Origin of the sequence: Sphingobacterium sp. UME9 (genome assembly GCF_014170215.1) — a bacterium.
GTDB classification, from domain to species: Bacteria; Bacteroidota; Bacteroidia; order Sphingobacteriales; family Sphingobacteriaceae; genus Sphingobacterium; species Sphingobacterium paramultivorum.
This window is the reverse complement of the sequence record NZ_LZZP01000011.1, coordinates 1-25,051: the sequence shown is the minus strand read 5'-3', so window position 1 is coordinate 25,051 and position 25,051 is coordinate 1. Positions and strand designations below refer to the sequence as shown.

The window sequence follows — 25,051 nt, the reverse complement described above, 5'->3', positions numbered from 1 at the left end:
GATGATTAAGTATACTCGTTTTATCGGATTTGCAAGTATAACGCTTTTAGTGTTATTTTTTGCATCATGCCGGTCTTCAAAATATCTTGACGATGACCAAGCTCTGGTTACAAAAGTACAGATTTCTGGTGTCACCCCTGCATTGAAAGAATCATCCGAAACGTATATTTCCAATCAAATAAGACCTAATTCAAGGGTAAATCTATTTATTTACAATACGTTCAATACTAAAAACGGACGCTATAAAACCAAGAAAATTAGGAATGTCGGCGAACCACCTCACTTGCTGGATTCGGCAATGGTAGATTTGTCTGCCAATCAAATCCGGCGTTTTCTATTTTCAAAAGGTTACTTTAAAGCTAAGGTCGAACCTACGATTTCAGTTTCCAAAAAGCGAGCACATATCGATTTTAAAGTAGATGAAGGTGTTCCTTATCAAGTTAGAAATATAGATCGAAAATTTGAGGATGAAGATATAAAGGCAATATTTGAACGGGAGGTACTTCCTAAAACTTCCGTAAAATCCAATACCCAGTACGATGCCGCAAAGTTGCTTGATGAGCGGGAGAAACTTTATGTTTCGATGCGTAACAATGGGTATTACGATTATGTAAGGCAATATATGCGTGCTGGGGTCGATTCAACTATCGATGGACCTTTGATCGACTTGAAAATTAATGTCGAAAATCCATCTGACTCTACGATACATAAAAAGTATCAAATAGACAGTGTTTATATGACGATAAGGAATTATGGAACAATGTCGAAGAAGGAGCCACGTCGTATCCTAGATTCTGCAAAACGCCTTTTATTTGTTGATGAAACGAATAGTTTCAGATGGAAACCTTTGGAACGTTATATGTATTTACGCTCAGGTCAGTACTATTCCTTGCGGGAGGAAAATAAATCCTATGACCGATTGTACGAGATGAATGGTTTTCGTTCTGTCAAAATGCAGTTTGTCAAAAAAGATTCCAATAAACTAGATGTGCACTATGATTTCGTTCCAAGACCTCGTATGGGAAACCAGATAGAGGGGGAGTATACTTTTAGTTCAGGTATGAGCGGATTTAATATTGGAAATACATTCTCACAACGTAATATCTTTGGTGGTTCGGAGCAATTGGAAGTGAAATTACGTTATGGCGTATTGTTTGATCCGCGTTTAGCAGGAGGGCTTTCCAGCAAAATATTCAATAACGATTTTCAAGCGGGCGTAAATTTAGTTATTCCTCGTCTGATGGTGCCCTTTCATATTAATCCAGGGGGGAAGTTTGGTTTGCCCAAAACGACCTACTCGATGACATTGCAGTTGTTCGATCAAGATAAAACCTATTCAAACCGCTATTTTATCACATCGCTGAATTACTCTTGGTATGAAACAGAAAATAAGTACCATAGTTTTACGCCTATCGTTTTGGAGTATCGGGATGGACGCTTGGATTCCAATTTTCGGAACAAGCTTGTACAGGAAGGCTACCAGCTGTATGTACGTAGCAACGATCGTCAGTATTTTGGTTTAGGAACACAATATACCTTTATCCTGAATGGCAAGAAATTGAATAGCAAGGAGGATTTTCAATATTTCAGAGGAACATTGGACGTGAGTGGAAACGTGCTGGACCTTATTAGCTCCTTGGCAAAATTGCCCAAGAATGCTGATGGTGAGAAAAAAATATTTGGTGTGCCCTTTCTTCAATACGCCAAGACAGAATTCGATTATCGTTTATACCGAAATCTTGGTGGAAATAGGCAGTTTGTCTTCCGTTTTAATCCAGGGATAGCGATTCCTTATGGTAATAACTCTAAACTGTTGATTTTTGAAAAGAGCTTTTATAGTGGGGGGATGAATGGTATACGCGCTTGGCAGGCGCGTACCCTCGGACCAGGTGCCTATAACCGGCAGAGTCTTAGTGAGGATTTGCGTTTAAACCTGCGTAATTTGGATCAGTTGGGGGAGATTAAGCTGGAAGCGAATGCGGAGTATCGATTCAGATTACTTAATAACTTTCTGGGCGCAAAGATGAATGGAGCGACATTTGTGGATATGGGAAATGTTTGGCGATTGAAGAAGGATGAAGAACTAAATCCGGGTGGAGAGTTTAAATTCAATAAATTCCTTGGGCAAGTCGCCATCGGTACCGGTTTCGGACTTCGTTTCGATTCGGACTATTTTGTGATTCGCTTAGATGCCGGGCTTAAACTAAAAGATCCACAATTCTCAGGTGCTGATCAATGGGTTATCAAGCACTTCTTTGATTCCAAGGAATTTAAGGCACAATATTATGAAACCCATAGACCCGACAGATACAATTTTATTCAATACAATTTTGGAATCGGTATGCCGTTCTAATGTACAATCGTTTTGTTATGATTTACTTTGATCACATCAATTGATGTGATTTCCCGAGATCGTGTTGTTAACCGATGAGATTTTTGAGACTTGAAAATATAGATTCAAAAATTTTACTCAAGTCTAAACCTTGTGAATGGTTGAATAAAAAGAAAACTATAGCCAGTGCGATCGCTGTCATAATCACTTTTTTAAACATGTAAGCTATTCCCAATACAATGGCCGGGATAATCAAAAACATTAATCCGCTAATGGCAAAAGGAGAGAGTCCGCTATCGCTCTTATAGATATAAAATAAGCGACCTTTGGAAGTTTGTTGATTCTTATGACTAAAGAATACAAATGTTGATGACTCAATTTTCTGATTAGGGACAGCGACACCCTCATGAAATTGTAGTGTTTGCGAGAAACCGTTGATTGTAAATAGGTAATTGCCATGGATGTTTTCATTGGTGTTTCCAAGTGAATCCAATGCAACTACAGCCAATTTTCCATTTTTGGAAAGGTTTTCTTTTACGATAAAGTTTTGGATATTTTGCTCTTGAGCAGCCGCCCAAAAAGGTATCAGTAATAGAAAAAATATAATCTTTTTCATCGTTTTATTTTTATTCAATTCGCTATTTCCCTTTTTAGGGCCTATTTCCGTAGCGTCAATATCGTTTGGAAGATCAATAGCATTAATATGCTGAATCCGATTTCCTTGAAATGAGACTGCAATTTTAGGGATTTTAATTTTCTTTTGAAAATCTTTAACTATACGAATGTTGAAACCTTTGTAAATAGGCTCGAGGGTTTTTCATTATTCCTCAGAAGAAGGTACTATCTCCTGCTTCAGTTAACCATCCTTTTATTTTCTTCTATGGGTAAATTGTAAGTGTTATCCTCGTTGGGCAAAGCATGCGAATTGATTATGTTGTCCGATCAAATTTTAGTATCCGATATAAAGGCAATTATTGTGCAGTCCAAAGAAAATGCTGTGCGTGCTGTCGATCATCAGCGAACGTTGATGTACTGGTATATTGGCAAGCGTATTTTCGAGCAGGAGCAGGAAGGCAAGGATCGAGCTGATTATGGAAAATACATCATTAAATATCTTTCAGCAGAGTTACAGCCTGAGTTTGGAAGTGGTTTTTCATCTAGACAGTTAAATTGGTACCGTCAGTTTTATCGCACATTTCCAATTGTGTCTACACTGTGGACGCAATTGAGCTGGAGCCAATACAAGCTACTTTTAAGTCTTAGGAGCGAAGAACAACGTGAGTTTTATATCGCCGAGACCATTAAGAATAACTGGACAGTCCGGCAGCTTGAGCGGCAGATCAATACGAATCTATACGAACGCCTGTTGCTTAGCAACGATAAAGAAAGTGTGTTGGCTGTAGCGAAAAAGGAAAAGATGCCTTCCGATGCGAAGGAGATTATCAAAGATCCGATGGTGCTGGAATTTTTGGGTTTGAAACGGGAAAGCGCTTACTATGAGAAAGATCTTGAGGGCGCCATTATTGCCCATCTTCAAGAGTTCTTATTAGAATTAGGGAATGGATTTTCATTTGTCGCTAGACAAAAACGTATTCATATCGAAGGCGATGAGTTTTTTGTTGATCTGGTCTTTTACAATCGTTTATTGCAAAGTTTTGTGATCATTGAAATTAAAACCCATAAATTAACGCATCAGGACATTGGTCAATTGCAGATGTATGTCAATTACTATGACCGTATTGAAAAGCTTCCGCATGAACATCCGACGGTTGGCATCTTGCTATGTGCGAGTAAAAATGACGCGGTCGTCAAATTTACGCTTCCTGAAGACCAAAAACAGATTGTTGCAAGTCAATACGACCTTTATCTACCGACAGAGCAACAGTTGCTGGATGAGGTGAATAAAGAGTTGAATAGTTTTGTAGGTAATAGTGACGCTGAGTAGAACTTTCAAGTGTTGATATGGCGCCATTTAAGGGAATTTTAAACGTGCTAAACCGAGTTAATTTATAAGTATTGGGGGATGAAAGCCCTGTGTTTCCGCTTTTTTCATTTTTATTTTTCTAACATAGATTATTTTGTACATTTGTATCGAATAAAATCGAAATTGAAATGGCAGAAACTGTACAACCAAGAGGTCCAAAGACAACTGATAATAATGCGAACCAAACTCATTACTACAAAACATTGGTAGTAGCGATCGCTTTAGGTTTAATAGGTACATTTATCCGTTTTGTACCGGATGTATGTGCGGCAATGGGTCAACAAACTTTTTTGTTTTCCGCGATAGCTAACATCTCCATGATCGTAGGTGCACTTATCGCATTCAAAACCGTTTTCGGAATTTTGGGATTTGGAAAAAACCGTGACTAATTAAAAGTCAACTAAGATATTTGAAAGCCCCAGTTTACTGGGGCTTTTTTATTTTAATCCTTTTTTCGAACTCAGTTCATCGTTGACGACCCCGTCCCGTTATGCTTCCATGATCTGCAAGGTACAAAAAAGGCCTCACGATCGTGAGGCCTTCTTTTGTATGATTATCGCCAACTACGCGAAAAGTGACCAAGTAGACCAAGGAATACGAGCAAGAATTAAAATCAAACCGATGATATAGAAAATAACAACCGTTTGGTTTGCTTTTTTTGCATTTTCAATCTTTTTAGCTTTAGAGTAACCAATTGTGATCAATACAATAGCAATGATCATGGTTAATGGGTGTTCGATGATTTTAAAACGTAATGTCGGATCTTTCATTACGGCGCCAGAGATCATCGATGGATACTTTAAATAAAAGAATAAGATCAATCCCACCAATAATTGAATATGCGATGCGATAAAACCCAATAAAGCAATTTTACGGTTGTACGGTTTGTTGCCTAAATAGTTTGATAGGGTGATCACGATCGATATCACCAGGGCTAGCAATAATACAATTGCTATAGTCGAGTGTAAGTGTAACATAAAAGCTCTCTTTAATTGTTTCCTAAGTTAGCAAAGATAAAAATATAATGAATGTATTTGTCAAAAATCATTGTTCTAGCAGAAATACCTCCGCTATTGGATTGAATAGGTATATGCGTTTGCTGTTCAATTCCATGCACTTATAGCGTTTTCTTATCTTTTCAATGCGTTGAAATGAACGACCATTTTTTAGTTTAAAGAAATGGCCATCCTCCAAAGCTTCCACCGTAAGGGCATTGGTTTTGATGGTATCGTATGATTTTAAGGTGCGAAACAGGTGAAGGTCCGTGCAGCTTGAAGCAGCGGGGTTTTCCATGTAGCGATGAATGGCACTGCTAATATCGATTGGAAAAATATTCAATTTAAGGAAGGGCTCCATCAGTTCCTTGAAATTATTTTTCCACTCGGTACCATGTGGCTTGACACGATGCTGGTGTTTATTCCAGGTTTGTAAATGGGCAAATTCATGGATCGTCGTAATCAGAAATGAATAGGAATTTAAGTCATGGTTGACTGAGATGCGATGCGGGCTTCCTCTAAACGGTGCACGGTAATCTCCTAGCTTGGTACTCCTTGAACGAGAGATCTTAAATAAGCAGCGGGTATGATTAATCCAGTTGGATATAATCGGAGCAGCTTCTTCGGGCATGTATTTTTTGAGCGTAGCACTATAATCTTGCATGCCATAAAAATAGGGATTTATTCATGTCAATAGTGCTAAATGAGAACATTCTTTTGTCAAAAATAAAATCGATTTACTAAAAATAGTAGTTTTTAATTTGGAAAAATGATATTATTTTTAGTATTTAGTACCTGAGAATATTAAAAGTGGGCATGTTATTAAAGCAGAGTAGCTGTTTTTTTAAATAAAATATATTGAAATCGCCTGAGTTTTAGGTAAATTACCTACAGAAAGGTTCATGAAACATAGGATCCGATTGAGGAACGGTATTTCCTCTAAACTGTAATTAGACCTTCAAGAATATGCTAGATACCTTACATATTAGAAATTATGCGCTCATCAACGAATTGGAAATCCAATTTGATAAAGGTTTGAATATGATTACCGGCGAAACCGGTGCCGGTAAATCTATTATCATGGGAGCATTATCGTTGATCTTAGGAAATAGGGCAGAGGGCAAGCATTTTTTCGACCCAACCAAGAAATGTGTGATTGAAGGGGAATTTAAAATTGGTTCTTACCAGTTACTTCGTTTTTTTGAGGAAAATGATCTCGATTACGCGGACCACACGATTATTCGAAGAGAAATAGCTCCCGATGGTAAATCCCGGGCATTTATTAACGATTCTCCTGTCACACTGTCTATCCTTAAAGCTTTAGGCGAGCAGTTGATTGATGTGCATTCTCAACATGCAACATTGCAGATTAATACAGAAGATTTTCAGTTTTTGGTAGTGGATAGTGTCGCAGGCTCTTTCGGATTGAAGCAAAGCTATCGAGAAAGCTTCTTCGCTTATAAGAAAGCCAAAAAAGAACTCGAAGAATTTAAAGATCTGGTAAAAAAAGCTGCAATAGAACAGGATTATTTTCAGTTTCAATTTGATGAACTTGACGCCGCCCGATTGGTAGCAGATGAACAGGGACAACTCGAACTACAACAGCGGCAGTTGGAAAATGCAGAAGATATCAAGCGTGCACTAACTGGGGCATCGCAGCTGTTGGAAAATGAAGATACGGCAGTTTTAAGCCGTCTAAAAGAGACGATGAGTCAGGTGGAAGGCATAGCTTCATTTCTGCCTGAGGCTGCAGATTTGGCTATACGATTAAAGAGCACATGGATTGAGCTGAAGGATGTCGCAGCAGAGCTGAGCTCTCTCGAGGAGGATACCCAAATCGACGAAGGTACTTTATTGGAAATCAATGAGCGCTTGAGCTTATTGTATTCCTTACAGAAAAAACATCATGTGGACTCCGTTGAGGAGCTGATCAAATTACGCGATGATCTTGAATCCAAACTGTTTGCTATAAATTCTTCGGATGAGCAATTGGAGCGACTGGAAAAAGAGGTTGTGGCTAAATTAGCCATTGCCCAGAAAAATGCAAAGGAACTATCAGCAGCCAGGAGAAAGGTACTGGAAATGATCGGAAAGGATGTGCAAGCTACTTTGTCAAATGTGGGTATGCCAAATGCATTGCTGCAAATTAGTCTTGATCCATTGAAGGAAGGGGATATGCGGGAATCGGGGATGGATTCAATACAGTTTTTATTTTCGGCCAATAAAGGACAGGTATTGCAATCCATTCATAAGGTTGCATCCGGAGGAGAGCTTTCTCGTGTTATGTTGGCCATTAAATCCTTAGTTGCTAAAACTTCTGCATTACCTACTATTATTTTTGATGAGATCGATACAGGAATCTCTGGAGAGGTTGCGCTACGCGTAGGAGAGGTGATGGAAAGTCTTGCTGAGAATATGCAGGTTATTGCTATTTCCCATTTGCCCCAAATTGCAGCTAAAGGTGCTGCGCATTATAAGGTATATAAGGAAGACAAAGCCAACCGAACCATATCTAACATTGTTCGTTTAGATCAAGAGGGGAGAGTCAAGGAAATCGCTCAGATGCTCAGTGGTACCAATCCCACAGATGCGGCACTGGAACATGCTGAGTTGTTGCTGAAAGGATAGTTATTAAATAAAAGGTCTTAGAGATTTTCTAAGACCTTTTTTCTATTAGTTCCCACCGTTATCGGCATCCGTTAATGTTACTTTTACTAACATATTGGTCGGACGGACTGGTTTATTGTCGCTACCCACATAATCAGCATAGAGATATACTTTACCAATTTTATACTCCACACGATAATTATAAGGGCCAATAGCTGAAGGAATGTTAATGAAATAATTTGGATCATTATCAAATGATACAGCTACTCCCACATGTCCGTAGTCGAAATATTTTGCATCTAGTTCGGGAAAGTCCAATTCATTTGAGAAAGAATATCCAGTTTTGTCAACTCCCCAAGAAGAAGACACCACCTTCGTATTAAAAGTTACTCCCGGTAAATAGTTTGTAACGTATTCTTTCTTACAAGAAGAAAATGAAACCAGGGCTGCGGTTCCAATTAATGCTGCTAATAAAAGTCTTTTCATATTGTTCGTGTTATTTGTGATATTTTTTTATTATAAGACGATAAAATAGTGCGAAAGTTTAACGCCAACTTTCTTTACAACAAAAAATGCACCATAAAGGTGCATTTTATTGAAATTATTTTTAAAGATAGCTGAAGCTTACTTCTCAGCTGTATCTTTTGAAGACTTAGAATCTGAGCTAGAAACCTCAATATCTTTGGTTTCAGGATTAATGCTCACGGTCAAAACTGAACCAGTTTGCACATTTCCTTTGAGGATCTCTTCTGCAATCGGATCTTCAAGATATTTTTGGATTGCTCGTTTTAATGGACGTGCACCAAAATTACTGTCATAACCTTTGTCTGCGATGAAATCTTTTGCCTCATCCGTTAAATTGATGGTATAACCCAAATCAGCGATACGTTTGAACAATGACCTTAACTCAATATCAATGATTTTGAAGATATTCTCTTTTGTCAATGAGTTGAACACAATCACATCATCAATACGGTTCAAAAATTCAGGAGCGAAAGCTCTTTTCAAAGCGGTTTCAATAACTCCACGTGAATGTGCATCGGATTGTTGTGATTTTGCTGCAGTGGTGAAACCAACACCCTGACCAAATTCCTTCAATTGGCGTGCACCAATATTTGAAGTCATAATGATTATGGTATTTCTGAAATCTACTTTACGGCCCAAACTATCTGTCAATTGGCCTTCGTCCAATACCTGTAACATGAGATTAAATACATCCGGGTGAGCTTTCTCAATCTCATCCAGTAAGATAACCGCATAAGGTTTACGACGTACTTTTTCAGTCAATTGACCACCTTCTTCATAACCAACATATCCTGGAGGCGCTCCAACAAGGCGAGATACCGCAAATTTCTCCATATACTCACTCATGTCAATTTGGATCAGTGCATCTTCTGTATCAAACATAAATCGCGCTAATTCTTTAGCCAGCTCTGTTTTACCGACCCCAGTAGGACCTAAGAAGATAAATGACCCGATTGGTTTTTTAGGATCCTTCAAGCCCGCACGTGTACGTTGAATAGCTTTCACCAATTTACCTACGGCGTCATCTTGACCAATGATTCTTCCCTTCATCAACTCGGCCATATTCAACAGTTTTTGACTGTCTGTTTGACTTACACGTTGTACAGGGATACCTGTCATCATGGCCACTACCTCAGCAACATTTTCTTCTGAAACAGTATAGCGTTTAGACTTCGTCTCTTCTTCCCAAGCGATTTTCTCTTTCTCGAGCTCTTCGATCAATTTTTTCTCCGTATCACGCAATTTGGCAGCCTCTTCGTATTTTTGACTACGAACGACTTTGTTCTTTTCCAATTTGACCTCTTCAATTTTATTCTCAATGTCAATAATGGACTGCGGTACATGAATATTGTTTAAGTGCACGCGAGAGCCTGCCTCATCCAAAGCATCAATAGCCTTATCTGGTAAGAATCTGTCTGTAATATAACGTGTTGTTAACGATACACAGGCTTCGATCGCTTCGGGAGTGTAGGTCACATTGTGGTGATCCTCATATTTCTCCTTGATACGATTCAATATCTCAACCGTTTCATCATGTGTTGCCGGCTCAATCGTTACACGTTGGAAACGACGGTCCAAAGCACCATCTTTTTCAATGTATTGACGATATTCGTCCAATGTCGTTGCACCAATACATTGGATTTCTCCTCTTGCCAAGGCTGGTTTGAACATATTGGAAGCATCTAATGATCCTGAAGCACCACCTGCACCAACGATGGTGTGAATCTCATCGATAAATAAGATGACATCTGGTGATTTCTCCAATTCATTCATGACTGCTTTCATACGTTCTTCAAATTGACCGCGATATTTCGTTCCGGCAACCAATGAAGCCAGATCCAATGTGACTACACGCTTATTGAATAGCACACGTGATACCTTGCGTTGGACAATACGAAGAGCAAGTCCCTCCGCAATAGCTGATTTACCAACTCCCGGTTCACCAATCAACAAAGGATTGTTCTTCTTGCGTCGGGATAAAATTTGAGATACACGCTCAATTTCTTTTTCGCGACCCACAATAGGATCCAATTTACCCTCTTCAGCAGCTTTGGTCAAATCACGGCCAAAGTTGTCCAATACCGGAGTTTTGGATTTGATATCCGAAACTTTTTTAGGTTGGATATATTGATCATCCTCAGCAAAATCATCGTCGCCGGTAGGAGAGCCCGGAGCCTCATCCTTGATGGTCGTTCTATTTTGCTCAACTTCAGATTTGAAGATGTCGTAAGTCACATTGTATTGTTGTAAAATCTGAGAAGCAATATTATCTTCATCTCGTAAGATAGCCAATAATAGATGCTCCGTTCCGATGATGTCCGATTTGAATATTTTAGCTTCCAAATAAGTGATCTTCAAAACTTTTTCAGCCTGTTTTGTTAATGGCATGTTGCCAATAGGAGCGCGTGAAACCGATGCCCCCTTCACTGCGTCCTCCACAGATTGACGTAGTGCTGTCGTGTCAATGCCTATGTTTTTAAGGATCTTTATTGCCATACCATCGCCTTCACGAATCAATCCGAGCAATAAATGCTCCGTTCCTATATAATCGTGACGCAATCTCAAAGCTTCCTCTCTACTGTACGATATGACATCCTTTACGCGCGGTGAAAATTTTGCTTCCATTGAATACCTTTCTGTTTTATATTAAGGATATATAAATGTAGTAAATTCTGCATTTCAAACCTTAAAATTATTTTAAATAATGTCATCAACAATTAAGCCATGACCGTTATACGTCCAAAATGTCAGTATAAAAGATTACATTTGTATGTTAATATAACAAGAGTTTTCGAATTTTTTTAAATTTTATGTCAGACGAGAAGATCATTTTTTCGATGGCGGGTGTCAACAAAATCTATCCGCCTCAAAAACAAGTTTTAAAAAATATCTATTTATCTTTTTTCTATGGTGCGAAGATCGGTGTGATCGGTTTAAACGGATCAGGTAAATCTTCCCTATTAAAAATTATCGCTGGATTGGATAAGTCTTACCAAGGCGAGGTGGTGTTCTCCCCAGGTTACTCTGTGGGTTATTTAGCACAAGAGCCTCAATTGGATCTTGAAAAGACTGTTCTTGAAGTCGTTCAGGAAGGTGTTGCTGAAATTACAGCCATCTTACAGGAATACGAAGAAATCAACGAAAAATTTGGCCTGCCGGAGGTTTATGAAAATGCCGATGAAATGGACAAATTGTTGGCAAGACAAGGAGAACTTCAAGATGTCATTGATGCCACTAACGCTTGGGAAATCGATTCGAAATTGGAAAGAGCAATGGATGCTTTACGTTGCCCCGAGCCAGATGCAAAGATTGTCAATTTGTCAGGTGGTGAGCGCAGACGTGTAGCATTATGTCGCTTATTGTTGCAGGAACCTGATGTATTGCTCTTAGATGAACCGACGAACCACTTGGATGCCGAGTCGATCGATTGGTTAGAACAACACTTAAAACAATATAAGGGAACCGTTATTGCCGTTACCCACGACCGTTATTTCTTGGATAATGTAGCTGGATGGATTCTTGAATTGGATCGCGGTGAGGGTATTCCTTGGAAGGGAAATTATTCTTCTTGGTTAGATCAAAAAGCAAAACGCTTGGCACAGGAAGAAAAACAGGAAACCAAACGTCAAAAAACCCTGGAACGCGAGCTGGAATGGGTGCGTATGGCGCCGAAAGCACGCCACGCCAAATCGAAAGCACGTTTGCATAACTATGATAAATTAGCTTCTGAGGAAACAAAAGAACGCGAAGAAAAATTGGAATTGTTTATTCCGCCGGGACCACGTTTAGGTAATTCGGTCATTGAGGCAACTAACATTTCCAAAGCATATGGCGATCGTATCTTGTTTGAAAATTTGAGTTTCATGTTGCCGCCTGCGGGTATCGTAGGGATTATTGGACCCAACGGTGCGGGGAAAACAACCTTATTCCGTCTGATTACAGGTCAGGAAACACCTGACACAGGTTCGTTCAAGGTCGGAGAAACAGTAAAATTGGGTTATGTGGACCAAATGCACCACGACCTCGATCCTGAAAAATCGGTTTGGGAAAATATTACGGGTGGCAGTGACAATATGATGCTGGGTAACCGCTCGGTAAACTCAAGAGCTTACGTTTCCAAATTTAATTTTAACGGTGCTGATCAACAAAAGAAAGTAGGTGTACTTTCCGGTGGAGAACGTAATCGTGTTCACTTGGCCATTACACTCAAAGAAGGGTCAAATGTACTCTTACTCGATGAGCCGACCAATGATATTGATGTAAATACCTTGCGGGCACTGGAAGAAGGCTTGGAGAATTTCGGTGGTTGTGCGGTTGTGATCTCCCACGATAGGTGGTTCCTGGATCGTATCTGTACCCATATCCTTGCCTTTGAAGGGGATTCGCAGGTTTATTTCTTCGAAGGTAACTACACTGAATATGAAGAAAACCGTAAAAAACGCATAGGTGACGTGACACCGCACCGTATTAAATACAAGAAACTGGTAAAATAAGCAACAATCATGGACGGTGGAAGGCTTTTAGCTGCTATAATAGATCACGCTATTGATGGAATAATTACCATAGACAACAGGGGGAATGTGGAAAGCATTAACCCTGCTGCCTTGGAATTATTCGGTTATCAGGCTGAAGAAGTGATCGGACACAATATCTCCATGTTAATGCCCGAGCCTGATCGTGGCAACCACGATGGTTATCTACATAATTACCAAACCACAGGTCACAAGAAAATTATCGGAATAGGCCGTGAAGTGATGGGCTTAAAGAAAAATGGAGAAACATTTCCATTTCGCTTGGCAGTCAGTGAGGTTTGGTTAAAAGATAAGAATATCTTTACCGGCTTTATTCACGATTTATCGCGTGAGAAGGCTGCCGAGGATATGCTCAAGCAACATGCAGCCGAACTTGAACATAAAGTGAGTGAGCGTACACGCGACCTGATCTCCTTGGTGTCCGAACTTGAAAAGGCTAAAGCAGAGGTTTCTAAATCCCTGGAAAAAGAAATTGAACTTAACCAGCTGAAATCACGGTTTGTGTCCATGGCCTCGCATGAGTTCCGGACACCTTTAAGCTCGGTTCAACTTTCGGCTTCTCTGATTGAAAAGTATTCCGAACGACCGGATGATAAGGCTAATATCATTAAACATACCAATAAAATTAAAAGTGCAGTTCAATTGCTCACAAGTATCCTGAACGACTTTCTGTCACTTGAAAAATTGGAAGCGGGTATTGTTGTGATGAATAAGCAGTACATCAATCTCGTTGAGTTGGCAGAAGAGATCACCGAAGAAATGCAATTGATCTGTAAGAAAAATCAGCATATTGTATACCAACACACCGGAGAAATTGGGCATTTCACCCTAGATCCAAATTTGTTAAAAAATGCTTTGGTCAACTTAATCTCCAACGCGATCAAATATTCCGGAGAAGATACCTTGATCGAATTCACAACCTGTATCGACGATGAAGGCTGCTTAATATCCGTGAAAGACAATGGTATTGGTATACCCGAGGAAGATCAGGTACATTTGTTTGAGCCTTTTTTTAGAGCACATAATACAGGTAATATCCCTGGTACAGGATTAGGTTTGAATATTGTAAAACGATACATCGAATTGATGGCGGGGCAGATGGAATTTGAATCGGAAGTACACAAAGGAACTTCATTCAGAGTAAGCTTTAAATAAAGGTGAACTTGCAGATTCGCATAACTGAATAAATAATTGCAGATGAGAAATAAAAAGACAATTCTAATTATTGAAGATAATATCGATATCCGAGAAGGGACTACCGAAATATTGGAGTTGACAGGAAGGTATGATGTCATTACAGCCGAAAATGGGCGCGTTGGGGTCGACCTGGCGACAAGACATATTCCTGATTTGATTCTCTGTGATATCATGATGCCTGAATTGGATGGTTACGGAGTCTTATTTATGTTAAGCAAAATTGAAAGTACAGCCAAAATTCCGTTCATTTTTCTGACTGCCAAAGCGGAACGCGCAGATATGCGCAAAGCGATGGAAATGGGAGCGGATGATTATTTGACGAAACCTTTTGATGATGTCGAATTGATGAATGCAATAGATGTTCGCCTCAAAAGACATGAGCAGCTTGCAGCAGATATCCCTCAGGAAGAAGATTTGAGTTTGAGCGCCGAAGAGCAGGTATTGTTGCTAAAGGAGCTAATTGCCAACTCACGTGTGAAAACAGTGAAGAAAAAACAGTCTATTTATGAAAAAGATGATTCGCCAACGTACGTCTATTTTGTGAAATCTGGTCAGGTGCGCAGCTTTAAGTCCTATAAAGATGGACGAGAGCTGTCTACAGGTATTTTTATTGAAGGCAATTACTTTGGTTATGCTTCGATTTTGTTGAATGATAATTATGAAGACTACGCCGAAGCTGTTGAACAAAGTGAAATTGTGTTGATTCCAAAGGATAGTTTTTTGGAGCTGTTATGGAAAAAACCTGCAATAGCCAGTAAATTTATTAAGCTCCTTTCTGTCGACTTACGTGAAAAAGAAGAGCAATTGCTCGGTTTTGCCTACCATTCTGTCCGTAAGCGTGTCGCCAATGCTTTGATTAGCGTTGCTGAAAAAAGTGGATTCAATAGCAATGAGGCTGATACATGCTCAATTGATGTGACACGAGACGGCCTAGCTTCAATTGCAGGGACAGCCAATGAAACTGTTTCCCGTATGCTCTCCGACTTTAAAGAAGAAAAACTGATTTCGAAAGAAAAAGGTAAAATATTTATCAATTCTATCAAGAACCTACGGGATGTGAAGCAGTAGGGATCAGAAGCGAAGATTTAACAATCAACTTACTAAAAAAGGCGGGTTCAGTTTTTCTGAACACGCCTTTTTTCTGATAGTCTATGTTTATTGATTTGTGTCTTTTCATTAAAGTATCAATGCGAGCTCGCTATGCCGTTTTATTGAACTTGTTTGGTTTCATTGGTTTCAATGAACAGGTTGTACCCGGTTACTGGCCAGAAAATAGCTTTCGGTTGACTTTTACAGCTGTTGGTGTTTGCGAAATCATGCAAGTTTTTGTGAATTGTGATAAATATCATTTTAAGGTGTGGTGCTATATCATCTTTTTGCCCATATGCATGATTTACTTTTGTTCTTAGGATAAACCTTAATTGGTGATTGTAGAATCAGAATGAAAGTAGTAGTATATAATGTAAGGTCATTTGAAAAAGAGTTTTGGGCATTGGCAAATGCCAAACAACATGATTTGACTTTGATTTCAAATGGATTAAATGCGGAGACACAGAATTACGCGCGTGGAAAAGATGCGGTAGTTATTTCCGTGAGCGATATTTTGGACGAGAGCATGCTACTTAATTTAAAAGGGTTAGGGATCAATAAGATTATGACCCGCAGTAAGGATACTGCTCATATCGATCTGGTAAAGGCTGGAGATTTGAATATTCAGATTGCCAATGCGCCATTTGAAGATCAAAGTCCAAAAGGACTGGCAGAGCAGACCGTCCGGAATCTCAACTTATGGGGATTAGAAAAATGTGTTGGTAAAGCCTGTTGTTGTCTAAACGACTGTGCTAAAAAAATAAAATAAAATGATTACATCGCAGGTTACAATGGAAGAATTGGTGCAAAAATATAATGTTGCCGCACCGCGCTATACAAGCTATCCTACTGTTCCCTTTTGGGATAATGAAGCATTTTCTCAGGCAGCATGGACCAATCAAGTCTATCAAACTTTCCAGCAGTCGAAAGAAAAAGGTATCAGCTTATATATACACCTTCCTTTTTGTGAAAGCCTCTGTACTTATTGTGGCTGCAATACGCGCATTACAAAAAACCATCGCGTTGAAGAACCTTATATTGCCTCTCTTTTGAAAGAATGGGAAATGTATGTCGCTTTATTTAAGGGAGAAAGACCTTTATTGGCAGAAATACATTTGGGTGGTGGCACTCCGACCTTCTTCCATCCGGATAATTTGAAGGTACTGATTGAGGGGATCCTTAAACACGCAGACCTGGCTCCAGGTAGTTCATTCTCCTTTGAAGCTCACCCAGCCAATACAACTGTCACGCATTTAGAAACCTTATTTGACTTGGGATTTCGGCGCCTGAGCCTGGGAATACAGGATTTTGACCCACTTGTGCAGTTTGTGATCAACCGGCATCAAACATCGGCAGAAGTGGAAGAAGTGATGCTGAATGCGCGGAAAATTGGATTTGAGTCCATTAATTTTGACCTGATTTATGGATTGCCCAAACAGACACTTGCGACCGTAGCAGATACCATTCAAAAGTCGATGCTGCTCGGTCCAGACCGGATCTCTTTCTATAGCTATGCCCACGTGCCTTGGATAAAACCAGGTCAACGGCATTATACTGAAGCAGATCTACCTAATGGCGCAGCCAAACTCGCCTTATATAACCTTGGAAAAAAAATGATTTTGGCCCATGGCTATGAAGATGTCGGTATGGATCATTTTGCGAAAAGAGAGGACGAGTTATTTGTGGCTTTTCAACAAGAAAGATTACATCGCAATTTTATGGGGTATGCCGATCGATTTAGTCCCTTGTTAATCGGTATTGGAGTCTCTTCGATCAGCGATGCCTGGGGGGCTTTTGCTCAAAATGTGAAGACCGTAGAAGAATACCATAAACTCATTGATGCAGGGGTATTGCCCGTTGTAAAAGGACATATACTCAACGAGGAGGATCTTCTTGTAAGGCGTTATATCCTCGATATGATGTGTAAAGGTAAAGTGCAGTTGCCGACAGGTGCGCCGTTGAATGAGCAGATTACCGACGAATTGTCTGAACTTGTTGCAGATGGTTTAGTCTCCATAACCGGCGACCTAATTCAATGTACTGCTATTGGACGCTCTTTTTTAAGAAATATCTGTATGGCCTTTGATCAGCGATTATTACGTTCAAAAGCACAAAATCAATTATTTAGTCAGGCAATTTAGAACGAAGGTATGGCAGAGCTAAGGGATGAAATACAACTTGCAGAAAAATGTTTCCATTGCGGCGATAAAATTGAGGAAACGGGCTATCAGCTCGATCATCACGATTTTTGCTGTCTGGGGTGTCAGACAGTCTATCAGGTGTTGAACGATAGTGGTATGCAGCAATATTATCGCTATAATCAGCACCCGGGTAAATCGAATAAATCCAAGCAAGAAGATTTTTCTTATCTGGATGAACCACAGATTGCCGGTAAATTAGTGGATTATAAAGATGATAAGATGACCATCATCACCTTTTATATTCCGGCTATTCACTGTAGCTCTTGTATCTGGTTGCTGGAAAATTTATATAAACTCAATCCCAATGTACTGCAGTCGCGCGTGGACTTTATGAAGAAACAGGCGAGCATTACATTCAATCACAATGAGCTGCCATTGAAAGACCTGGTTTATCTTTTGGTCAATATCGGTTATGACCCTAAAATCACCTTGCAGGATGTTGTAAAGGAAGGGAATAGAAATAATCTGAATCCTTTGGTCGCAAAAATTGCTGTTGCCGGTTTCTGTTTTGGAAATTCTATGTTATTCAGTTTCCCTGATTATTTTGGAATGGGGAGTTTTGAAAAGGAATATGCCAATTTCTTTGGTTATATAAACCTTGCTTTTGGTCTCCCTGTTTTATTGTATTGTGCGTCGGATTATTTCAAATCGGCCTATTGGAGTCTGAAACAAAAGCGTTTGAATCTGGATGTGCCATTAGCTCTGGGAATCCTCGTGTTATTTTTGCGTTCTGCATTTGAGGTAATCACACAGACAGGAGCTGGTTTTACGGATACACTCTGTAGTCTTGTGTTTTTTATATTGATCGGAAAATGGGTACAACAACGTACCTATTATCACATCTCATTTGAACGGGATTACCGGAGTTATTTTCCGGTGGCTGTAACAGTATTGACCGAATCGGGGGATAAACCTGTACAATTAGCTGACGTTCATATAGGTGATCGTATCTTGGTTCGGAACAATGAAATTATACCTGCCGATGCTATGCTTTTAAAAGGTGATGCTGCGATAGATTTTAGCTTTGTAACGGGAGAATCAAGCCCGGTCAGTAAGACCTTAGGCGAAATTATCTATGCCGGCGGGCGCCAGACGGGGGAAGCGATAGAACTTGAAGTGGTCAAACCGATTTCACAGTCCTATTTGACCAAATTATGGAATAATGAGAATTATAAAGATTATGACAAACATTTTCAGACTTTTGTCAACTTTATAAGTAAATATTTTACTGTTGTTTTATTGGCTATTGCACTATTGGCGGCCTTGTTTTGGGCGGTTGATGGGAGTGCAAGCAGGGCTTGGGGAGCTTTTACGGCGGTATTGATTATTGCATGTCCATGTGCGTTGGCGTTGAGCTCTCCATTTACCCTTTCTGCTGCGCTAAGTATTTTTGATCGAAATAAGTTCTATGTGAAAAATACGGCTGCTATTGAGCAGATGGCAACGATTGATACCCTGGTGTTCGATAAAACTGGCACAATATCGTCGCCTAAAGCAACCTCAATTTATTTTGAAGGTAGCCTTTCAGCAGTTGACAAAAAGCTACTGAATGCGGTATGTAGAAACTCTAGCCATCCATTGAGCCGTGAAATCGTCAAGTGGCTGAATGTCTCTTCTGCTATTTCGATACAGGATTTTAAGGAATTTCCGGGAAAGGGGATGCAGGCTAATGTAAGTGGCAAGGAAATTAAAATCGGTAGTGCTAACTTTTTGAATATCGGTAATATTAAAACAGATGGTTCTGTGGTTTTTATTCGTATAGGCGAGGAGTTAAAGGGGTATTTTACCATGGAGCAATCCTGGCGGGATGGCCTTTCGGCTTTGATTGAAGATTTTAAAGTCGAATACGACCTTCATTTAATCTCAGGGGATAACGATAGACGTCTGGATGCACTCCAGTTAATTTTTCCCTCGAATGCAAATTTGCTTTTTAATCAATCACCAATGGAAAAACTGGAAACCATTCAAAATTTTCAGGTAGCAGGAAAGCATGTCTGCATGATTGGTGATGGCCTTAATGATGCGGGGGCATTGCGTAAAGCAGATCTGGGTATCGCCGTGAGTGATGATATCAATAACTTCTCTCCCGGCTGTGATGCGATACTGGATGGGGAGTCATTTTCAAAAATGCCGGATTTCTTTGCTTTTAGCAAAGATGCGGTGAAAGTAATACATATGAGCTTTGGTATATCTCTTTTATATAATGTAATTGGATTGAGCTTTGCCGTGCAAGGTATTATGTCGCCGTTATTTGCCGCGATTCTAATGCCAATAAGTACGGTAACGATCATCTCCTTTACAAGTCTCATGACGAGGTGGTATGCCAAACGTCGTAAACTCTAGTTGTTATGGAAATAATGTATATTTTGATCGGTTGTAGTGTTTTGTTGGCTTTGGTTTTCCTATGTGCTTTTTTCTGGGCAAATAAAACCGGTCAGCATAATGATACCTATACACCTTCTATACGGATTCTGTTTGATGATGAAACGACAGAAGGGGAAGATAAAGAAGGTGACGTAACTAAAACGTTATCGTAATTAAATCAATTACTTTTTTTTGTAATTAAGGTTATTATCAATAAAATTGGGGGTAAATACCAATTTGAAATAAAAATACATGCATAATAATCCATTTTCATTAAAAGATAAGGTAGTTGTAATTACGGGAGGTACAGGGATTTTAGGCGAAGCATTTGTTGAGGCTTTGGCCGAGGCAGAAGCCAAAGTCGCAGTACTTGGACGTAATGGACAAATCGGAGCGGAGCGTGTCCAGCAGGTAGAGTCTGTTGGTGGCGAAGCTATATTTGTAGAAGTTGACATCATGAACGAACAGGATGTCACTCGGGCGAAAGATGAAGTTTTGCAAAAGTGGGGTAGGATAGACGCTTTAGTAAACGCCGTTGGAGGCAACATTCCAGGTGCAACAATTGGTGCCGATCAAGATTTATTTGCGAGCAATATTCAGGATACCATTAAAGCAATTGAGCTTAATTTGTATGGTACAATGATTCCTACGCATATTATTGGTCGTGTGATTGCTGAAAGCGGAAAAGGTGTCATCATCAATATATCTTCTCTTACAGCCAGTCGTCCTTTTACACGTGTTTTGGGCTATACTGTTGCAAAACACGGTATCGATGGGTATACAAAATGGATGGCCACCGAGCTCGCTCAGCGTTATGGCGATCAAGTTCGTGTCAATGCAATCGCTCCCGGCGTATTCTTAACCAAACAAAACAAAAACTTATTGATCAATCCAGACGGTACGTATAGCGACCGTACCAAACGTATTCTTAACGGAACTCCCTATAACCGCTTGGGCGACCCTCGTGAGTTAAAAGGAACTTTAATCTATCTATTGAGCGATGCATCGGCCTTTGTGACAGGGGAGACGGTTTTTGTCGATGGTGGTTTTAATGCATGGTGTGGTGTTTAATTAAACTTTAAGATGAGAAAATTAGAACAAACCTGGCGTTGGTATGGTCCCAATGACCCAGTATCTTTACAAGATATTAAACAGGCTGGAGCTACTGGTATTGTTACGGCATTACATCATATTCCACACGGTGAGGTATGGCCACTTGCCGATATTCAAGAAAGAAAACGCATTATAGAAGATGCTGGTCTTACCTGGTCTGTTGTGGAAAGTGTGACAGTACACGAGGAGATTAAGACAAAAGGTGCTAGAGTCGATGAATACCTCCAGAAATATAATGAGACTTTAACCAATCTCGCACAATGTGGCATCAAAACAATTTGTTATAATTTTATGCCGGTGCTTGACTGGACACGTACGCAATTGGACTTAACCATGGCGGATGGCTCAAAAGCATTGTATTTTGACTGGATTGATTTGGCACTTTTTGACATATTTATATTAAAACGAGACGCCGCTCGCACGGCCTATCCAGAGGATGTTGTTAAACGTGCGACTTTACGTTTTGATGAAATTTCCGAACAACAAAAAGAAGAATTGGCAAATGTTGTCTTAATGGGGATCCCCGGAGAGAAGAATGTGGAATTGGATGCCTTAAAAGCGAGCATTGATACGTATAAGCATATTGGGAAAGATGGTTTACGCAACAATTTGGTTTATTTCCTTCAGGGAATTGCGGCAACTTGTGAGGAGAATGGTATATGTATGACCATTCATCCCGATGATCCACCGTATCCTATTTTAGGTTTGCCCCGTATCGCTAGTAATGGTGAGGATTTCGATTATTTTTTAAATGCGGTTCCACAACGATTTAATGGTGTCTGCTTTTGTACAGGATCCTTGGGCGCCAGTCAGACAAACGATCTGCCGGCTATTTTAGAAAATATTAAAGGGCGGGTAAACTTTGTTCACTTACGGAATGTGAGGAAAGATGCGATCGGAAGCTTTTATGAGGCAGACCATTTGGATGGGGATGTCAATATGTATAAAATCATGAAAATCCTGGTTGCTGAAAATCAATTGCGATCTACAGCGATCCCATTCAGACCAGATCACGGCCATCAGATGCTGGATGATCTGAATAAAGTAACAAATCCAGGGTATTCTGCCATTGGAAGATTAAGAGGGCTTGCGGAATTACGGGGCCTAGAGTATGGTATTGTTGGTGAATGATACCAATAATTCGGGCGAAGATTAGAGATTATGACCTGTAATAGAGGTCTAGCATAAAGACAGTCGGGAAATAGGGGAGCTAACTTCTTATTTCCCGACTGTTTTGTTTTAAGTATGTCGACGAGACTATAATCAAAAGAATTATAAGGAAGATTTGCGAATGATGAGCTGTGTTGGAAGCTCAATTGTTTCAAATTCATGTATTGGTCTTGTTTGGTTAATGGTGGCGATTAATTTATTTGTCGCCAGTTCCCCAATTTCTGTTGCCGGTTGCACAACTGTGGATAGCGCTGGATTTAACGACGCTGCTATTTGTGTGTTTGAAAAACCAATAACAGCGACCTCGGAAGGGACTTGAATCTGAAGCTCAGCCAAAATACCCAGTGTTCGGGTTGTAATAACATCCGTAGCACCGAAAATCGCATCTATACTTTTATGTTCAAGATATTCTTTGCGCAAAATCTCTCGAATTGTTTCGTCTATATCGGTGGTATTATTAAAACTACATTCGATATAATGCCTATTATCAAAAGGAATCCCCGCATCTGATAAAGCAGATTTGAAGCCATTTAATCGTTCGGCTGCCACACCTAAGTTCTTTCCGGTGATATGCAAAATATTCTTTTTACCTTGTTCGATGAGATGCTTTGTGGCGTTATATGAACCCTGGAAATTATTGACACCTACCTTGAATGTGTCGAGCTGGTGATTGATACGATCAAAAATAACGACTGGGATCTGTGATTTTATCAATGCTTTTAGCTCTTCAATATTTGAATCGGAAGAAACCGGAGATATCATTAAGCCATCAATACCGCGCATGCGTAAGACGTCAATACAATTTTTTTCGATCCGTTCGTCTTCCCGGCTTTGCATGAAAATAACGTCATAGACAGTCTGTTGAGAGGCTATTTGAATTCCATCGAGGATTTGTGAAACGAATGTATTACTAATGTTGGATACAATAACCCCTATTGTATTGGATTTTCCTATTTTTAAGCTCCGTGCCAACTTATTTGGGTGGAAATTATGCTTTTTGGCATATTCCTGAACCATCTTTTTAGTCGCTTCACTTATTTCGTAGCTGTCTGATAATGCCTTGGAAACCGTCGAAACAGAAATATTGAGTGCCAACGCTATATCTTTCAGGGTAGTTCTGCTCATCGCTCTGGTGGTTATTTTAAGAAGATAAATCTACATAAAAAAATAGATAAATAGGTTTTTTATCTTGATAAGTGGATCAATGCTGCTATTATTTGGCTTTTCATATTGATATTTTCGCTTGTTTCAGCGGCAGTTTTGGCGAAGAGGAGAGATCTGTTGTTACGTTGCTTATGTTCAAATTGAATATCGATTTGTAATTAACAGCACTATAGCACCGCTTTAACAGGGGGGTAACAGGGGGGTAATAGGGGTTGTACCCCTGCTAACCCCCTGTTAACCCCCTGTTATCCCCCTGTAATACCCCTTTTAATTAGGAACAAAAGTTAAACGAAATTGATAATAGATCCAATACGAAGCCTGTCTCCATACGCTATATGATTACCTGGGGTTCTCCGAAGGCCCAATCTGGTGGCCGGATCAGCCATCCCACCCTTCCGATCACCTGTTTTACAAAAAGAATCTCGCACCGTTACAGGCAGTTAAGGGTGAATTGAAATAAATAATAAACAAAAGGCTTGGAAGTGATTGTTAAAACTCCCTATCTTTGCACCACTCCGCAAGGGAGGAACGGTTACTTCGAAAGAAGGAATCATGAAAAAAGAAGGGTTTAAGAGAAGTCTGGCAGGATTTAAAATCCCGTTCAGTTTATTTTAAACGCGGAAATCGAAAAAAGAGAAAAGAGAAAAAACTTCAAAAAGTTTTTGGAAGTTCAAAAAAGATTTCTACCTTTGCAGTCCCAACGGAAACGAAGGGAAAAACAAAAAAGATAAAGACGGCGCAATGCCATCGGAATATAGCGGATACGGAAGTTGAAGCGAGAAAAGTTCTTTAAGAAAACACAATCATGTAAGCGTGACGAGTAGACAAACGAAAGTCATGAACAAATTCAAGAATTCGTTCAATTCGATCCAAGATCAGAGATATAAAAAAAGAATTCTGATTATTATAAATAGTTGGAATCAAAAACTTCATTTTACAATGGAGAGTTTGATCCTGGCTCAGGATGAACGCTAGCGGCAGGCCTAATACATGCAAGTCGGACGGGATCCGTCGGAGAGCTTGCTCGAAGACGGTGAGAGTGGCGCACGGGTGCGTAACGCGTGAGCAACCTACCTCTGTCAGGGGGATAGCCTCTCGAAAGAGAGATTAACACCGCATAACATATGTGACCGGCATCGGTTAGCTATTAAATATTTATAGGATAGAGATGGGCTCGCGTGACATTAGCTAGTTGGTAGGGTAACGGCTTACCAAGGCGACGATGTCTAGGGGCTCTGAGAGGAGAATCCCCCACACTGGTACTGAGACACGGACCAGACTCCTACGGGAGGCAGCAGTAAGGAATATTGGTCAATGGGCGGAAGCCTGAACCAGCCATGCCGCGTGCAGGATGACTGCCCTATGGGTTGTAAACTGCTTTTGTCCAGGAATAAACCTTTCTACGTGTAGGAAGCTGAATGTACTGGAAGAATAAGGATCGGCTAACTCCGTGCCAGCAGCCGCGGTAATACGGAGGATCCGAGCGTTATCCGGATTTATTGGGTTTAAAGGGTGCGTAGGCGGCCTATTAAGTCAGGGGTGAAATACGGTGGCTCAACCATCGCAGTGCCTTTGATACTGATGGGCTTGAATCCATTTGAAGTGGGCGGAATAAGACAAGTAGCGGTGAAATGCATAGATATGTCTTAGAACTCCGATTGCGAAGGCAGCTCACTAAGCTGGTATTGACGCTGATGCACGAAAGCGTGGGGATCGAACAGGATTAGATACCCTGGTAGTCCACGCCCTAAACGATGATAACTCGATGTTGGCGATAG

At 40.1% G+C, this 25,051-nt stretch carries 20 protein-coding genes and 1 rRNA gene; 15 read left to right on the top strand and 6 right to left on the bottom strand.

The annotated features are described in order from the left end of the window. Position 1: 1 nt before the first annotated feature. Positions 2-2,353 carry a BamA/TamA family outer membrane protein gene (locus A9970_RS17045; protein ID WP_120336523.1) on the top strand — a complete coding sequence of 784 codons (2,352 nt, stop codon included), beginning with the start codon at positions 2-4 and terminating at the stop codon, positions 2,351-2,353. Between the two features lie 67 nt (positions 2,354-2,420). On the opposite strand, the gene A9970_RS17040 is transcribed toward A9970_RS17045, so the two are convergent. Continuing rightward, complete coding sequence (locus tag A9970_RS17040; protein WP_120336522.1) at positions 2,421-2,948, bottom strand: hypothetical protein; 528 nt, start codon at positions 2,946-2,948, stop codon at positions 2,421-2,423. Positions 2,949-3,263: 315 nt separating this feature from the next. Between A9970_RS17040 and A9970_RS17035 the strand changes: the two genes are divergently transcribed. After that, positions 3,264-4,277 carry a YhcG family protein gene (locus tag A9970_RS17035; protein WP_182983175.1) on the top strand — a complete coding sequence of 338 codons (1,014 nt, stop codon included), beginning with the start codon at positions 3,264-3,266 and terminating at the stop codon, positions 4,275-4,277. A 167-nt stretch (positions 4,278-4,444) separates the two neighbouring features. Beyond that, a complete protein-coding gene (locus tag A9970_RS17030) occupies positions 4,445-4,705 on the top strand; it encodes a hypothetical protein (protein WP_075991712.1) in 261 nt (86 codons plus the stop codon). Between the two features lie 174 nt (positions 4,706-4,879). Here A9970_RS17030 and A9970_RS17025 read toward each other — a convergent pair whose 3' ends face one another. Then, complete coding sequence (locus A9970_RS17025) at positions 4,880-5,293, bottom strand: hypothetical protein (protein WP_112374214.1); 414 nt, start codon at positions 5,291-5,293, stop codon at positions 4,880-4,882. A 67-nt stretch (positions 5,294-5,360) separates the two neighbouring features. Further along, positions 5,361-5,975: a sprT domain-containing protein gene (locus tag A9970_RS17020; RefSeq protein ID WP_182983174.1), complete on the bottom strand. Its 615-nt coding sequence runs from the start codon at positions 5,973-5,975 to the stop codon at positions 5,361-5,363. A gap of 302 nt (positions 5,976-6,277) precedes the next feature. Here A9970_RS17020 and recN point away from each other — a divergent pair, with 302 nt between their 5' ends. Continuing rightward, on the top strand, positions 6,278-7,939 hold the full coding sequence (recN, locus tag A9970_RS17015; RefSeq protein WP_182983173.1) for a DNA repair protein RecN: 1,662 nt from the start codon (positions 6,278-6,280) through the stop codon (positions 7,937-7,939). 45 nt (positions 7,940-7,984) lie between these two features. Here recN and A9970_RS17010 read toward each other — a convergent pair whose 3' ends face one another. Together A9970_RS17010 and A9970_RS17005 are read right to left on the bottom strand one after the other, a co-directional pair. Further along, on the bottom strand, positions 7,985-8,404 hold the full coding sequence (locus tag A9970_RS17010; RefSeq protein ID WP_120336510.1) for a hypothetical protein: 420 nt from the start codon (positions 8,402-8,404) through the stop codon (positions 7,985-7,987). A gap of 138 nt (positions 8,405-8,542) precedes the next feature. Beyond that, positions 8,543-11,068 carry an ATP-dependent Clp protease ATP-binding subunit gene (locus tag A9970_RS17005; RefSeq protein ID WP_153844969.1) on the bottom strand — a complete coding sequence of 842 codons (2,526 nt, stop codon included), beginning with the start codon at positions 11,066-11,068 and terminating at the stop codon, positions 8,543-8,545. 185 nt (positions 11,069-11,253) lie between these two features. On the opposite strand from A9970_RS17005, the gene ettA reads away from it, so the two are divergent. From ettA to uxuA, 9 genes are all read left to right on the top strand, one after another. Next, positions 11,254-12,936 (top strand): energy-dependent translational throttle protein EttA, encoded by a 1,683-nt coding sequence (gene ettA / locus A9970_RS17000; protein ID WP_153844968.1) that lies wholly within the window; start codon positions 11,254-11,256, stop codon positions 12,934-12,936. Between the two features lie 9 nt (positions 12,937-12,945). Further along, a complete protein-coding gene (locus tag A9970_RS16995; RefSeq protein WP_182983172.1) occupies positions 12,946-14,130 on the top strand; it encodes a PAS domain-containing sensor histidine kinase in 1,185 nt (394 codons plus the stop codon). Between the two features lie 42 nt (positions 14,131-14,172). Then, entirely contained in the window at positions 14,173-15,240 is a 1,068-nt protein-coding gene (locus tag A9970_RS16990) for a response regulator (RefSeq protein WP_182983171.1), read from the top strand. Between the two features lie 373 nt (positions 15,241-15,613). Next, complete coding sequence (locus A9970_RS16985; RefSeq protein WP_088160734.1) at positions 15,614-16,030, top strand: lactate dehydrogenase; 417 nt, start codon at positions 15,614-15,616, stop codon at positions 16,028-16,030. Position 16,031: 1 nt separating this feature from the next. Next, positions 16,032-17,402 (top strand): oxygen-independent coproporphyrinogen III oxidase, encoded by a 1,371-nt coding sequence (gene hemN, locus A9970_RS16980; RefSeq protein ID WP_182983170.1) that lies wholly within the window; start codon positions 16,032-16,034, stop codon positions 17,400-17,402. A gap of 9 nt (positions 17,403-17,411) precedes the next feature. Continuing rightward, positions 17,412-19,805, top strand: coding sequence for a heavy metal translocating P-type ATPase metal-binding domain-containing protein (locus A9970_RS16975; protein ID WP_182983169.1), 2,394 nt, complete (start codon positions 17,412-17,414; stop codon positions 19,803-19,805). Between the two features lie 5 nt (positions 19,806-19,810). Then, complete coding sequence (ccoS, locus tag A9970_RS16970; RefSeq protein ID WP_075991720.1) at positions 19,811-19,999, top strand: cbb3-type cytochrome oxidase assembly protein CcoS; 189 nt, start codon at positions 19,811-19,813, stop codon at positions 19,997-19,999. Positions 20,000-20,078: 79 nt separating this feature from the next. Further along, a complete protein-coding gene (locus A9970_RS16965) occupies positions 20,079-20,897 on the top strand; it encodes an SDR family oxidoreductase (protein ID WP_088160737.1) in 819 nt (272 codons plus the stop codon). Between the two features lie 12 nt (positions 20,898-20,909). Continuing rightward, positions 20,910-22,070 (top strand): mannonate dehydratase, encoded by a 1,161-nt coding sequence (uxuA, locus tag A9970_RS16960; protein ID WP_182983168.1) that lies wholly within the window; start codon positions 20,910-20,912, stop codon positions 22,068-22,070. Positions 22,071-22,211: 141 nt separating this feature from the next. Here uxuA and A9970_RS16955 read toward each other — a convergent pair whose 3' ends face one another. Beyond that, positions 22,212-23,234 (bottom strand): LacI family DNA-binding transcriptional regulator, encoded by a 1,023-nt coding sequence (locus A9970_RS16955; protein ID WP_120336504.1) that lies wholly within the window; start codon positions 23,232-23,234, stop codon positions 22,212-22,214. A gap of 75 nt (positions 23,235-23,309) precedes the next feature. Between A9970_RS16955 and A9970_RS29065 the strand changes: the two genes are divergently transcribed. Together A9970_RS29065 and A9970_RS16945 are read left to right on the top strand one after the other, a co-directional pair. Continuing rightward, positions 23,310-23,417: a sortase B protein-sorting domain-containing protein gene (locus tag A9970_RS29065; protein WP_159729815.1), complete on the top strand. Its 108-nt coding sequence runs from the start codon at positions 23,310-23,312 to the stop codon at positions 23,415-23,417. Between the two features lie 792 nt (positions 23,418-24,209). Further along, a 16S ribosomal RNA gene (locus tag A9970_RS16945) occupies positions 24,210-25,051 on the top strand; the annotation flags it as partial.